At 74.9% G+C, this 12,891-nt stretch carries 13 protein-coding genes; 8 read left to right on the forward strand and 5 right to left on the reverse strand.

The genetic code is table 11. The features are described 5' to 3' along the window. The first annotated feature begins 35 nt into the window (after window positions 1-35). From CKY47_RS09485 to CKY47_RS09500, 4 genes are read left to right on the forward strand one after another with little or no spacing between them, the layout of a single operon-like run. Entirely contained in the window at window positions 36-1,649 is a 1,614-nt protein-coding gene (locus CKY47_RS09485; RefSeq protein WP_306745309.1) for a carbamoyltransferase family protein, read from the forward strand. After that, the gene (locus CKY47_RS09490; protein ID WP_306745310.1) at window positions 1,646-2,650 is read left to right on the forward strand and encodes a glycosyltransferase family 2 protein; all 1,005 of its coding nucleotides are present in this window, start codon (window positions 1,646-1,648) and stop codon (window positions 2,648-2,650) included. Before CKY47_RS09485 ends, CKY47_RS09490 begins: the two co-directional genes overlap by 4 nt. Then, window positions 2,647-3,537 (forward strand): glycosyltransferase family 9 protein, encoded by an 891-nt coding sequence (locus tag CKY47_RS09495; protein ID WP_306745311.1) that lies wholly within the window; start codon window positions 2,647-2,649, stop codon window positions 3,535-3,537. The genes CKY47_RS09490 and CKY47_RS09495 overlap by 4 nt, the downstream gene beginning before the upstream one ends. After that, entirely contained in the window at window positions 3,495-4,778 is a 1,284-nt protein-coding gene (locus tag CKY47_RS09500; RefSeq protein ID WP_306745312.1) for a UDP-glucose dehydrogenase family protein, read from the forward strand. Before CKY47_RS09495 ends, CKY47_RS09500 begins: the two co-directional genes overlap by 43 nt. Before the next feature lie 166 nt (window positions 4,779-4,944). Here CKY47_RS09500 and CKY47_RS09505 read toward each other — a convergent pair whose 3' ends face one another. Next, window positions 4,945-5,694 carry an ABC transporter permease gene (locus tag CKY47_RS09505; RefSeq protein ID WP_306745313.1) on the reverse strand — a complete coding sequence of 250 codons (750 nt, stop codon included), beginning with the start codon at window positions 5,692-5,694 and terminating at the stop codon, window positions 4,945-4,947. Next, complete coding sequence (locus CKY47_RS09510; protein ID WP_306745314.1) at window positions 5,691-6,602, reverse strand: ABC transporter ATP-binding protein; 912 nt, start codon at window positions 6,600-6,602, stop codon at window positions 5,691-5,693. The genes CKY47_RS09505 and CKY47_RS09510 overlap by 4 nt, the downstream gene beginning before the upstream one ends. A 108-nt stretch (window positions 6,603-6,710) precedes the next feature. On the opposite strand from CKY47_RS09510, the gene CKY47_RS09515 reads away from it, so the two are divergent. Continuing rightward, the gene (locus CKY47_RS09515) at window positions 6,711-7,838 is read left to right on the forward strand and encodes a sensor histidine kinase (protein WP_306745315.1); all 1,128 of its coding nucleotides are present in this window, start codon (window positions 6,711-6,713) and stop codon (window positions 7,836-7,838) included. After that, entirely contained in the window at window positions 7,835-8,437 is a 603-nt protein-coding gene (locus CKY47_RS09520; RefSeq protein ID WP_306745316.1) for a response regulator transcription factor, read from the forward strand. Before CKY47_RS09515 ends, CKY47_RS09520 begins: the two co-directional genes overlap by 4 nt. On the opposite strand, the gene CKY47_RS09525 is transcribed toward CKY47_RS09520, so the two are convergent. Further along, on the reverse strand, window positions 8,434-9,798 hold the full coding sequence (locus tag CKY47_RS09525) for an aldehyde dehydrogenase family protein (protein WP_371320650.1): 1,365 nt from the start codon (window positions 9,796-9,798) through the stop codon (window positions 8,434-8,436). The genes CKY47_RS09520 and CKY47_RS09525 overlap by 4 nt on opposite strands. 60 nt (window positions 9,799-9,858) lie before the next feature. Between CKY47_RS09525 and CKY47_RS09530 the strand changes: the two genes are divergently transcribed. Further along, entirely contained in the window at window positions 9,859-10,254 is a 396-nt protein-coding gene (locus CKY47_RS09530; RefSeq protein ID WP_306745318.1) for a ChaB family protein, read from the forward strand. On the opposite strand, the gene CKY47_RS09535 is transcribed toward CKY47_RS09530, so the two are convergent. Continuing rightward, window positions 10,251-11,072 (reverse strand): SDR family oxidoreductase, encoded by an 822-nt coding sequence (locus tag CKY47_RS09535; RefSeq protein WP_306745319.1) that lies wholly within the window; start codon window positions 11,070-11,072, stop codon window positions 10,251-10,253. The genes CKY47_RS09530 and CKY47_RS09535 overlap by 4 nt on opposite strands. 86 nt (window positions 11,073-11,158) lie before the next feature. On the opposite strand from CKY47_RS09535, the gene CKY47_RS09540 reads away from it, so the two are divergent. Further along, complete coding sequence (locus CKY47_RS09540; protein WP_306745320.1) at window positions 11,159-12,331, forward strand: zinc-dependent alcohol dehydrogenase; 1,173 nt, start codon at window positions 11,159-11,161, stop codon at window positions 12,329-12,331. A gap of 45 nt (window positions 12,332-12,376) precedes the next feature. Here CKY47_RS09540 and CKY47_RS09545 read toward each other — a convergent pair whose 3' ends face one another. Continuing rightward, window positions 12,377-12,883, reverse strand: a complete 507-nt coding sequence (locus CKY47_RS09545) for a DUF6328 family protein (protein WP_306745321.1) — start codon at window positions 12,881-12,883, stop codon at window positions 12,377-12,379. Window positions 12,884-12,891: the final 8 nt, after the last annotated feature.

Here is a 12,891-nt window from a genome sequence, read left to right on the forward strand (position 1 = left end):
ACGACCACTCCGGACTGGAACGAAAGGGGAACTCCGTGCGCGTGCTCGGCATCAACGCGGTCTTCCACGACCCCGCCGCGGCCCTCGTGGTCGACGGGAAGGTGGTCGCCGCCGCGGAGGAGGAGCGGTTCTCACGGCGGAAGCACGGCAAGCGGCCCGTGCCGTTCTCCGCCTGGGAGCAGCCCGAACAGGCCGCCCGCTGGTGCCTGGAGCGCGCCGGCCTCACGCCGGCGGACCTGGACGCGGTGGCGTACTCGTACGACCCGGACCTGGTGGAGCCGAGCGACGTGCCGTGGGAGGACCTGCGCACCGAGTACGCCCGCCGCGCGCCGCGCTTCCTGGCCACCGCGCTGCCCGGCCTGGACCCGGCGATCGTGCGGTTCGTGCCGCACCACGTGGCGCACGCCGCGTCGGCGGCGCTGGCCGCGCCGTTCGCGGGCGACTGCGCGGTGCTGGTCAACGACGGTCGCGGCGAGTGCCGCTCGCACCTGGCGGGCAGCTACCGGGAGCACCGGTTGGAGACGCTGGCCGCCCAGCACCTGCCGCACTCGCTGGGCCTGTTCTACGAGGACCTGACCGAACACCTGGGGTTCCTGCGCTCCAGCGACGAGTACAAGGTGATGGCGCTGGCCTCCTACGCCAAGCCCGCGCACCTCGACCTGCTGCGCGAGCACGTGTACGCCACGGACGACGGCGGGTTCGCGGTGATGCCGCTGAACTGGTCCACGCTGGCCAAGAAGCGCGAGCCGCACGAGGAGATGACCCGCGAGCACGCCGAGCTGGCGGCCAGCGTGCAGGTGCGGGTCGAGGAGGTGCTGCTCGACCTGGTGCGCTGGCTGCACGAGCGCACCGGGCAGAAGCGGCTGGCGATGGCGGGCGGCGTGGCGCTGAACTGCGTGGCCAACACCCGCATCTTCGCCGAGGGGCCGTTCGACGAGGTGTGGGTGCAGCCCGCGGCGGGCGACTCGGGCACGGCGCTGGGCGCGGCCCTGTCGGTCGCGGCCGACTCCGGCGAGCCGGCCGCCCCGATGCCCGGCGCGGACCTGGGCCGGTCGTGGACCGACGACGAGATCCGCGAGTACCTGGACAACGCCAAGATCACCTACGAGGAGCCGGAGGACGTGGCGGTCGCCGCGGCCGAGGCGCTGGCCGACGACCAGGTGGTCGCCTGGTTCCAGGGGCGCAGCGAGTACGGGCCGCGCGCGCTGGGCCGCCGGTCGCTGCTCGCGCACCCCGGCCGGGCCGAGAACCTGGCCCGCCTCAACGAGGTCAAGGGCCGCGAGCAGTTCCGGCCCATCGCGCCGATGGTGCTCGCCGACCGGGCGGAGGAGCTGTTCTCGCGCGGGCCGTTCCCCAGCCCCTACATGTTGTTCGTGCACGACGTGGCGGAGGAGTGGAAGCACCGCATCCCGGCCGTGGTGCACGTGGACGGCACGGCGCGCGTGCAGACCGTGGACCCGGCGACCGAGCCGCTGATGGCGCGCGTGCTCACCGAGTTCGACCGGCGCACCGGCGTGCCCGTGGTGGTGAACACCAGCCTGAACACGGCGGGGCGGCCGATGGTCGACGACCCGCGCGACGCGCTGGAGTGCTTCGGTTCGGCGCCGGTCGACCTGCTGGCCATCGGACCGTTCGTGGTGCGGCGATGAGCGTCGACTACGCGGTCGTCATCCCGACGATGGGCCGGGCGAGCCTGACCAGGGTGCTGGACGCGCTGGAGCACGGCTCGGGCCCGCCGCCGCGCGAGGTGATCGTGGTGGACGACCGGCCCGAACCGGGTCCGCTGCCGCCCACGCACGGCGCCCGGCTGCTGCGCACCGGCGGACGCGGCCCGGCCGCCGCCCGCAACGCCGGCTGGCGCGCCGCGTGCTGCGAGTGGGTGGCGTTCCTGGACGACGACGTGCTGCCCGCCCGCGACTGGAAGGCCCGCCTGGTCGCCGACCTGGAGGACCTGGGGCTCGACGTAGGGGCGTCGCAGGCGCGGATCAGCGTGCCGCTGCCCGAGGACCGCAGGCCCACCGACTGGGAGCGCGGCACGGCCGGGCTGGCCACGGCGCGCTGGATCACCGCGGACATGGCCTACCGGAGGGCGGCGCTCACCCACGCGGGCGGCTTCGACGAGCGGTTCCCGCGCGCCTACCGGGAGGACGCCGAACTGGCGCTGCGCGTGCAGCGGCACGGCTACCGGATCGTCACCGGCGAGCGGGTCACCGTGCACCCGGTGCGCGAGTCGGACTTCCTGGCCAGCCTGCGCCAGCAGCGCGGCAACGCCGACGACGCCCTGATGCGGCGGCTGCTCGGCCCCGGCTGGCGGGAGGGCATCGGCGGTGCGCCCGGGCTGCTGCGCCGACACGCGGTGACCACCGGCGCGGGGCTGCTGGCCGTCCTGTGCGGGCTGCTCGGGAAGCGCGTGGTCGCCGCCGTGCTGGGCACGGCGTGGGCGGGGCTGACCGCGAAGTTCGCCGTCGAGCGCATCGCGCCCGGTCCGCGCACCGCCGACGAGGTGGCCCGGATGGTCGTGACGAGCGCGGCCATCCCGCCCGCCGCCTGCCTGCACCGGGTGCGGGGCGAGGTGCGGCACCGCGGCGCCGCACCCGTGCGGCCGGACCCACTGGCGGCCGTCGCCCGGTCCAAGGCGGTGTCGCGGTGAGGATCCTCGTGCTGCGCGCCCTCGGCCTCGGCGACCTGCTGACGGCCGTGCCGGCGCTGCGCGGGCTGCGGCGGGCGCACCCCGACGCGGAGATCACGCTGGCCGCGCCGGGGTGGCTCGCGGAGGCCGTGGCCCGGATCGACGCGGTCGACGCGCTGCTGCCGACCGAGGGGCTCGTGCCGATCGACTACGAGTCGCCCGACCTGGCCGTGAACCTGCACGGGCGCGGGCCGCAGAGCACGGAGCTGCTGCGCGCGACCCGCCCCGAGCGGCTCATCACGCACGGCGCGCACGTGCCGTGGGCCGAGCGGCAGCACGAGGTGGTGCGGTGGTGCCGGCTGCTCGCCCAGTTCGACATCCCGTGCGACCCCGACGACCTGCACCTGCCCCCGCGCCCGCGCAACGGGGCGATCGTCGTGCACCCCGGCGCGTCGCACGGGTCGCGCCGGTGGCCCGCCGCCCGGTACGCGGCCGTCGTCCGGGAGCTGGGGCCGGGCGTCGTGGTGACCGGCAGTCCGGCCGAGGCCGCCCTGGTGCGGGCGGTGGGCCGGGGGCACAGCCGGATCGGCGACCTCGGCGGCCTGCTGGACCTCGTGGCGGGCGCGAAGCTCGTGGTGTGCGGCGACACGGGCGTGGCGCACGTCGCCACCGCCTACCGCACGCCGTCGGTCGTGCTGTTCGGACCCGTGCCGCCCGCCCTGTGGGGGCCGCGGTCGGGGCCGCACCGCGTGCTGTGGCGCGGCACGACCGGTGACACGTTCGCCGACCGGCCCGACCCCGGGCTGCTGAAGATCGGCGTGGGAGACGTCCTGTCCGCCGCACACGCACTGCTGGGAGGTGGACCGTGGCCAGGATCGGAGTCATCGGCGCGGGCTATGTCGGGTTGACCACGGCGACCTGCTTCGCCCGGCTCGGGCACACCGTGGTGTGCGCCGACGTGGACGAGGCGAAGGTGTCGGCGTTGTCGCGGGCCACGGTCGGCGCGCACGAGCCCCGGTTGGCCGAGCTGGTCGCCGAGGGGCTGGGCTCGGGGCGGCTGCGGTTCGTGCTCGGCAACCGGGCCGCGCTGGCCGACGTGGACTTCGTGTTCGTGTGCGTGCCCACGCCCACCGGGCCGGACGGGGCGGCCGACCTGACGTTCGTGGACGCCGTCCTCGACGAGGCGCGCGGCGTCGTCGGGCCCGACTGCGTGATCGTGATCAAGTCGACCGTGCCCGCCGGGACCACCGGGCGGGTGGCGGCGGTGATCGACCGGCCAGTGGTGGCCAACCCGGAGTTCCTGCGCGAGGGGCACGCCGTGGACGACTTCCTGCGCCCGCAGCGGGTCGTGGTCGGCGCGCCGGGTCCGCGCGGGGCGGCGGGGCGCGAGGCGGCGGTGCGGGTGGCCGAGCTGTACGCGGGGACCGGTGCGCCGGCGATCGTGACCGACAGCGCGAGCGCCGAGCTGGTGAAGTACGCCAGCAACTGCTTCCTGGCGATGAAGCTGTCGTACGTGAACAGCCTGGCCGAGCTGTGCGAACGCGTCGGCGCGGACGTCTCCGACGTGACCGAGGGCATGTCGCTCGACGACCGGATCGGCGGCGCGTTCCTGTCCCCCGGTCCGGGCTGGGGCGGTTCGTGCTTCCCGAAGGACACCCGTGCCCTGCTGTCCACCGCGGAGTCGCTGGACGTCGACTTCCCCCTGCTGCGCGCCACCATCGACACCAACCACGCCCAGGCGCACCGCGTGGTCGGGCTGGTGCGCGACGCGGTCGGTCCGCTGCGCGGCGCCAGGTTGGCCCTCCTCGGCCTGACGTTCAAGGCGGGCACGGACGACCTGCGCGACTCCCCCGCCCTGGCCACCGCCACCCTCCTCGCCGCGGAGGGGGCCGTCCTCACGGGCTACGACCCGTGCGTGTCGGCGGACTGCGGCCCGGTGCGCGTGCTGCCCTCGGCCGAGGCGGCCGCCCGGGACGCCGACGGCCTGGTCATCCTGACCGAGTGGCCGGAGTTCGCCGACCTGGACTGGGAGGTCATGGCGGACGCCATGACCGGGAGGTCCGTCGTGGACACCCGCAACCTCCTCCCGCCCGCCAAGGTGACCGAAGCGGGCTTCCACCTGGTCCCCCTGGGCCGCCCCACCCCCTGACCCGGCGAGTCGTAAGCCCGAGCCGGGCGAGTCGTACGTCGAGGCCTGGCGAGTCGTACGTTCAAACCTGTTGAGTTCTTTACTGGCGAGTGAGGAACACAGGGGTCCCGAACGTACGACTCACCCGGCTCGGGCTTACGACTCGCCGGGTCGGGGGTGTTCGGGGTCAGGTGCGGGGGTCCCAGCGGAAGAGGCGGGTCGAGGCGGCGTAGGCGGCGGCCGTCCAGAGGGCCAGGGAGAGGACGGCGAGGGTGACCTGCGTGGTCGGGCCTCCCCAGGCCGCGCGGACCAGGAGGCCGATGGCCCCGCCCGGCACGAAGGCGACCCAGTCGTCCACCTCGCCCGCCGTGGCGACCATGCTGCCGAACACCAGGGCGATGAAGTAGGGGCCCGTGGTGAGCTGGGCCATCTCCGCCGTGGACGTCACGCCGCTGGTCAGCACGCCGGCCACGCACGACATCGCCGCGCCGCCGCCGACCGCGAGCAGGAACAGGCCGGGGCGCTCGGGCCACGGCGCGCCCGCCGCGAAGCTGATGCCCAGCAGCAGGGCGGTCTGCGCCACGGCCAGCAGGACGACCGGCAGCAGGAGCCCGGTGAGCACGACGGCGTCGGACGCGGCGCCGGTGCGCAGCCGCTTGAGGTACAGGTCCTGTCGGCGGGCGGTCAGGGCAGTGGTCGCCGTGAGGTAGACGGTGAACCCGAGGGTGAACAGCAGCTGGAACGTGATGGCCGCCGCCCAGCCGCCGTCGCCGGGGAGCACCAGGGCGAAGTAGACGCCGCCGGCCAGGGGGAGCAGGAACGCCAGGGTGGCGGCGGTGCGGTTGCGCAGCAGCAGCTTCAGCTCGGCCACGCCCAGTGCGGTGATCGTGCCGAGCGGGGTGATCGTGGCCGGCGGGGAGGTCGCGGTGGGGGTCATGCCGAGGCTCCTGCGGTCGTGCGGGCGGTGTGGAAGACGTCCTCGAGGGACGCGTGGTGGGCGCGGATGCGGCCCAGGCGGAGGCCGGTCGACGTCGCCCACGCCAGCAGCGCGGCCAGGTCGTCCTGGAGTTCCGGGGTGCGCACCTCGACCCGCCCGGACGGCCGGTGCAGCACGTCGCCCGCCAGCATCGGCAGGACGTCCACGTCGAGGTCGCCGGGCAGGTCGAACGCGATCCGCGCCGGGTGCGCGGCCAACACCTCCTCGACCGTGCCGGACACCGCTACCACGCCCTCGTGCATGATCGCCAGCCGGTGCGCGAGGGTCTCGGCCTCTTCCAGGTAGTGGGTGGTCAGCACGACCGTCGTGCCGTCGGCGAGCAGCCCGCGCACCACGTCCCACGTGCGCCGGCGCGACTCCGGGTCCAGGCCCGTGGTGGGCTCGTCGAGGAACAGCAGCTCCGGCCGGCCGAGGACGGCGAGGGCCAGGTCGAGCCTGCGGCGCTCGCCGCCGGAGAGCTGCTTGACCCGCACGTCGCGCCGGTGCGCCAGGTCGAGGCGCTCCAGCACGTCCTCCCCCGCCCGGCGACCGCTCACCGCACCCCACATCGCCACCAGCTCGGCCGGGGTCAGGTCGGCCGGGAAGCCGCTGTCCTGGAGCATGATCCCGGTGCGCCGCCGCAGCGCCGCGCGGTCGCGGACCGGGTCGCCGCCGAGCACCCGCACGGTGCCCGCCGACGGCGCGCGCAGCCCTTCCAGCGCCTCCATGGTCGTGGTCTTGCCCGCCCCGTTGGTGCCGAGGAGCGCGAACAGCTCGCCCTGGACGACCTCGAAGTCGACCCCCCGGACGGCTTCGAAGTCGCCGTAGCGGCACCGCAGGCCGGTCACGTCGATCACGGTGTTCCTCATGGCGACCATGCTCGTCGGCGTCGCCGCCGGCCAGTAGTGCCGCGGCGCACGGACCCCTGTGACAGATGTCAGCAGACAGCCGTGTGCGGCGGCTCGTACATTCGCACCGTGACTGCTCTGCGCCGCCTGCGGCGCTACACGTGGTACTCGGTGGTGGCGGGCGGCGTGCTCGTCGCCCTCGGCACCGGCCTGGACCTCCTCCAGGGGCGCCACGGCCTGGTCAAGTCCCTGCTGCTGGCGCTGGCCGTGGTGATCGTCGTGGTGCAGCACACCCGCTACCTGCACCAGGCGATGAGCGGCCTGGGCCGTGGCGAGCCGCGGCTGTGGGAGCACACGGCGACGTTCGCGGTGGCGCTGGCGGCGTGGTCGGTGATGGCGAGCAGCGGCGGGTTCCTCATCGGCTGGGCCATGCTGCCCGGCCTGGTGATCGCGCACGTCGCGGCGACGCTGCCGGCGCGGACCCGGTGGCCGGTCGTGGTCCTGGCGGGCGTCGCCACGATCGTCGCGGGCGCGGTGCTCGGCGGCGAGGACCGCACGCCGGCGGTGGTGCTGGCCGTCGTCATGATCGTGACGCTGGTGTTCGCGGACCTGGCGCAGCTGTGGGTCTGGGACCTGGCGCAGCAGCTGGAGCAGGCGAGGCGGACGGCCGAGGCGCTGGCGGTGGCCGAGGAGCGGCTGCGGTTCGCCGCCGACCTGCACGACATCCAGGGCCACCACCTCCAGGCCATCGCGCTGAAGGGCGAGCTGGCGCAGCGGCTCGTCGGCCGCGACGACGACCTTGCGCGGCAGCACGCGGGCGAGGTGGCGGAGCTGGCGCGCACGGCGCTGCGCGAGACGCGCGACGTGGTGCAGGGTTACCGGCGGGCCAGCCTCGGGTTGGAGATCGCGAACGCGGTGGGCGTGCTGCGCGCGGCGGGCATCGAGACGGCCGTGGACGGCAACGCGGCCGACGTGCCGCCGCCGCTCCAGCCGCTGTTCGGCGCGCTGGTGCGGGAGGGCACGACGAACGTGCTGCGGCACAGCCGGGCCCGGCGCTGCGACGTGGCGATCACCGTGGAGGACGGCCGGACGCGCGTGCGGGTGCGCAACGACGGGGTGCGGCCGGACGAGGTGGGCGAGCCGGGCGCCGGGCTGGCGGGCCTGCGGGAGCGGTTCGCGGCGGTCGGCGGTCGGGTCGAGGCCGACAGCGCCGGCGACGCGTTCGAGCTGGTCGGCACAGCGGGGGTCGGCCGGTGATCCGGGTGGTGCTCGCCGACGACGAGGACCTGATCCGGGGCGCGCTGGCCGCGCTGCTGGAGCTGGAGGACGACATCGCGGTCGTGGCGCAGGCCAGCGACGGGGAGGCGGCGGTGGCGGCGGTGCGCGAGCACCGGCCGGACATCGCGGTGCTCGACCTGGAGATGCCCCGCCTGGACGGGGTGCTGGCCGCCGAGGCGGTGCGGTCGCTGGACGGCGTGGCGGTGGTGATCGTGACCCGGCACGCCCGGCCGGGTGTGCTGCGGCGGGCGTTGAGCGCGGGTGTGCGTGGGTTCGTGCCGAAGACGACGCCCGCCGCGCAGCTCGCGTCGATCCTGCGGGACGTGCACGCGGGTCGCCGGTACGTGGACTCCGAGATCGCCGCCGCCGCGCTGACCGAGGGCACGTGCCCGCTCACCGCGCGCGAGCTGGACGTGCTGCGGCACGCGCTGGGCGGCGGCACGGTCGCGGCCATCGCCGCCGAGGCGCACCTGGCGTCCGGGACGGTGCGCAACTACCTGTCGTCGGCGATGACGAAGCTGGGCGTGAGCACCCGCTACGAGGCGGCCCGGCTGGCCTGGGACGAGGGCTGGATCTAGTCCCTGAGCTGCGCCTGGCCGAGGTGCACGACCTTGACCGTGGTCATCTCGTCGAGCAGCTCGGGGCCGTAGCCGAAGCCGGTGCCGGAGGCGCCGCGGGGTTGCGCGGCGCCTCCGGGCGCGCCGCCGAACACGGCGTTGACCTTCACCGTGCCCACGGGCAGCGCCCGCCACGCCCGCTGCGCGTTGGCCATCGACCCGGTCAGCACGGTCGCGGCCAGGCCGTGCTCGTCCGCGCACGCCTCCGCGAGGCCCTGCTCGAACGACGGCACCACGCGCACCGGGACCACCGGCCCGAACGTCTCCTCCCGCATCACGCGCATGCCGGGCGTGCAGCCGGCCAGCACGGTCGCCGGGTAGAACGCGCCGTCGCCGTCGGGCACCTCGCCGCCCACGAGCGGTCGCGCGCCGTCGGCGACGGCCTCGGCGACGTGCGCGTGCACGTGGTCGCGGTGCGCGCGGTCCACCAGCGGCTGCGGGTCGGCGTTCCAGCGACGGGCCTCGTCGCACAGCGCCTCCAGGAACGCCTCCGCGACGTCCTGGTGCACGAACACGCGTTCCACGGAGGTGCACAGCTGGCCCGCGTTGGTGAACCCGCCGAGCGCCGCCTGCGCCGCCGCCCACGCCGGGTCCACGTCCGCGTCGACGACCAGCGGGTCGTTGCCGCCGTTCTCCAGCAGCGCCTTCGCGCCGGTCGCGGCGCAGGCGGCGGCGATGGACCGGCCGGTCGCGGTGCCGCCGACGTGGGCGACGACGTCGACGTCGGGCGAGGCGGCGAGCGCCGCGCCCAGCTCGCCCGCGCCGGTGAGGCCCTGCAGCACGCCGGGCGGGAAGTGCTGGACCATCAGCTCGGCGAGCAGCGCGCCGGTGTGCGGGCAGCGCTCGCTGGGCTTGTGCACGACGGCGTTGCCGGTCACCAGGGCCGCGCCGAGCAGGCCGCAGGCCACCGCGACCGGGTCGTTCCACGGTGTCAGCGCCACCACCACGCCGCGCGGTCCGGGCACCATCAGGTCGGTGGCGTCGTGCCCGCCGAGCAGCGACCGTCCCCGGTGGACCGGTCCCAGCTCGGCGTACTGCTCCAGTGTGGACGCCCCGGCGAGCACGCCCTCGCGCGCGGAGGCGAACGGGCGGCCGGTCTCGGCCTGCACGGCGGCGGCCAGGTCGTCGGCGGCGTCCCGCACGGCGCGCGCGGCGGCCCGGAGCGCGGCGCCCCGGTCGGCGGCGGGCGTGGCGGCCCACCCGGGCTGCGCCTCGCGGGCGGTGCGCACGGCCCCGGCGGCGTCCTCGTCCGTCGCGGCGAGCGGGCGGCCGACCAACCGGCCGTCGAGCGGGCTGTGGACATCGAGGGTCGGCACGCGCATGTCCGTCATGGGAGCGGGGTACCCGTGGGGTGCAAGAGAAACCACTTGCGAGGAGGAGCCATGCCCGGACGTCGGGAGCTGCCCGGCACCGTCGCCCGCTCGCCGAAGAAGGCGCAGCGGACCTGGATCAAGGCGCACGACTCGGCGGTGGAGACCTACGGCGAGGGCGAGCGGGCGCACCGCACCGCGTTCTCCGCGCTCAAGCACTCCTTCGAGAAGGTCGGCGACCACTGGGAGCCGAAGGCCGAGAAGGGCCCCTCGGACGAGCAGGCCGCCCGCGGCACCCCGAAGCGGGGGAAGACCGCGGGCGGCGTGGACGCCAACGCCGGCAAGGCCCACCTGTACGAGCTGGCCAAGCGGCTGGACGTGCCGGGCCGGTCGACCATGACCAAGCAGGAGCTGGTCGAGGCGCTGCAGAAGGCCAACGACCGCAAGACGGCGAAGGCGCGTTCCTAGGGCGTGCGCCACCCGTGGTCGGCGAGCAGCCGGCTGGCCTGCGGGCCCATCAGCGTCATGCCGCCGTCCACCACGAACGACGCCCCGGTCACGTAGCCGGCCGCCGGGGTGGCCAGGAAGGCCACCACCGCCGCGACCTCCGCCGCGTGGCCGGGGCGCCCCAGCGGCACGCCGGGCCGCGGCTCCTCGCGCGGGTCAGCGTCCTCCTGGCCGGTCATCGGGGTGGAGATCTCGCCGGGTGCCACCGAGTTCACCGTGATGGCGTGCTCGGACAGCTCCAGCGCCAGCACCTTCGTCAGCGCGCCGAGGCCGGCCTTCGCCGCGCAGTACGGCGCCGCGCCCACCTTCGGCTGGTGCTCGTGCACGGACGTGATGTTGATGATCCGGCCGCCCCGACCGGCCTCGACCATGCGCCGGGCGGCGCGCCGGGAGCACAGGAACGCGCCGTCGAGGTCGACCGACAGCACCGAGCGCCACGTGTCGAAGTCCATGTCCAGCGCCTTCTGCGAGCTGCCGGTGCCGGCGCAGTTCACCAGCACGTCGATGCCGCCCAGCTCCTCGGCCAGCTCGTCGACGACCGCCGCCGCGGTGGGCAGGTCGGTCAGGTCGAGCCGCCGCACGGCCGCCCGCACGCCCCGCTCGCGCACCTGCGCGGCGGTGTCCTCGGCGCCCTCGGCGTCCTCGTGGAACGTGATGCCGACGTCCGCGCCGCCGCCCGCGAGGGCCACCGCGATCGCCTTGCCGATACCGGAGTCGGAGCCGGTCACCACGGCGCGCAGCGGCGCGCCGGCCCGGTCCTGGGGAAGAGGTGCGTTCATGGCCGCGCGGATACCCCCGTCCGGGTTTGCCATACGCCGTGCAGGGAACGCCTCCGGGTGACCACATCAGGTCGAGAGGAGCTTCCATGAAGGCCGTCACCTGGCACGGCAAGCGGGACGTGCGCGTGGAGAGCGTGCCCGACCCGATCCTGAAGGACCCCACCGACGTGATCGTGCGGATCACCTCCACCGGGTTGTGCGGTTCCGACCTGCACCTGTACGAGGTGATGGGCCCGTTCATCGACGCCGGCGACATCCTGGGCCACGAGCCGATGGGCGTGGTCGAGCAGGTGGGCGCCGACGTGACCGAGGTGAAGCCGGGCGACCGGGTGGTGATCCCGTTCAACGTCTCGTGCGGCACGTGCTTCATGTGCGCCCAGGGGTTGCAGTCGCAGTGCGAGACGACGCAGGTCCGCGAGCACGGCTCGGGCGCGGCCCTGTTCGGCTACACCAAGCTGTACGGGCAGGTGCCGGGCGGGCAGGCCGAGTACCTGCGGGTGCCGTTCGGCAACACGCTGCCGATCAAGGTGCCGGACGGTCCGCCGGACGACCGGTTCGTGTACCTCTCCGACGTGCTGCCCACCGCGTGGCAGGCCGTGGAGTACGCGGACGCGAAGGACTCGCTGGTCGTGCTCGGCCTGGGGCCGATCGGCGACATGGCCACGCGCATCGCCCAGCACCGGGGCGTCGGCACCGTCATCGGCGTCGACCTGGTGCCCGAGCGGATGGAGCGGGCGCGCGCGCACGGCGTGACCGTGCTGAACGTGCGCGACAGCCACCTGGTCGACCACATCCGCGAGCTGACCGGCGGGCGCGGCCCGGACGCCGTGGTCGACGCGGTGGGCATGGAGGCGCACGGCGCGCCGGTGGCGAAGCTCGCCCACCAGGCGATGGGGCTGCTGCCGGACGCCATCGCGGCGAGGTTCATGACGACCGCGGGCGTGGACCGGCTGCACGCGCTGCGGCTGGCCATCGAGATCGTCCGGCGGGGCGGCACGATCTCGCTGTCCGGTGTGTACGGCGGCATGGCGGACCCGCTGCCGATGCTGACCCTGTTCGACAAGCAGGTGCAGCTGCGGATGGGCCAGGCCAACGTGTGGCGCTGGGTGCCGGAGATCCTGCCCCTGCTGACCGACGACGACCCGCTGGGCGTGGACACCTTCGCCACCCACCACATGCCGCTGGAGGAGGCGCCGCACGCGTACGAGATCTTCCAGAAGAAGCAGGACAACGCCATCAAGGTGCTCCTGCGCCCGTGACGGCCGTCGTCCCGGTCGCGGGCCCCTCGGGCCCGCGACCGGGACTCACTCGCTGCGGTCCTCTTCGTCCTCGGGCTCGTCGTCCTCGTCGGTCGAGTCGCGGTTGCGCTCCCGGATCGGGAGGGCGAACCACAGGGTGCCGAAGAGGAGGGCCGCGAAGGCGCCCAGGACGATCGCCCACGGGCCGCCGACGACGACCTCGGCGAGCAGCAGCACGGTGCCGGTCATGGCGACCGCCAGGTTGGCCAGGCCCCAGATGGCGAAGCGGTTCGCGACCTCGATGACGTCCTCGCGCCTGCCCCGGCGGAAGAGGATGCGGTGCCAGGCGGCCGGGGCCGTGAGCAGCGCTATCGACAGGGCGGCGAACAGGATCGTGACGAGGTGAGTCACGCGGACGTAGTTGTCCGCGTGGGCGTACCGGTCGGTGAACGCGATGGACAGCAGGAACCCGAACAGGATCTGCACGCCTGCCTGCGCCACCCGCAACTCCTGCAACAGCTCGTTGAGGTTGCGGGCGAGTCTTCGCTGGTGGGAATCCTCTGCCTGACTCACGGCGACCA

Origin of the sequence: Saccharothrix longispora, from assembly GCF_030852425.1 — a bacterium.
Lineage (GTDB): Bacteria > Actinomycetota > Actinomycetes > Mycobacteriales > Pseudonocardiaceae > Actinosynnema > Actinosynnema longispora.

What these genes read in the sequence shown, in the direction of transcription:
- CKY47_RS09490 (WP_306745310.1), top strand. Translation starts at nt 1,646, where the DNA reads ATGAGCGTCGACTACGCGGTCGTCATCCCGACGATGGGCCGGGCGAGC.
- CKY47_RS09505 (WP_306745313.1), bottom strand. Translation starts at nt 5,694, where the DNA reads ATGACCCCCACCGCGACCTCCCCGCCGGCCACGATCACCCCGCTCGGC.
- CKY47_RS09510 (WP_306745314.1), bottom strand. Translation starts at nt 6,602, where the DNA reads ATGAGGAACACCGTGATCGACGTGACCGGCCTGCGGTGCCGCTACGGC.
- CKY47_RS09525 (WP_371320650.1), bottom strand. Translation starts at nt 9,798, where the DNA reads ATGCGCGTGCCGACCCTCGATGTCCACAGCCCGCTCGACGGCCGGTTG.
- CKY47_RS09530 (WP_306745318.1), top strand. Translation starts at nt 9,859, where the DNA reads ATGCCCGGACGTCGGGAGCTGCCCGGCACCGTCGCCCGCTCGCCGAAG.
- CKY47_RS09535 (WP_306745319.1), bottom strand. Translation starts at nt 11,072, where the DNA reads ATGAACGCACCTCTTCCCCAGGACCGGGCCGGCGCGCCGCTGCGCGCC.
- CKY47_RS09540 (WP_306745320.1), top strand. Translation starts at nt 11,159, where the DNA reads ATGAAGGCCGTCACCTGGCACGGCAAGCGGGACGTGCGCGTGGAGAGC.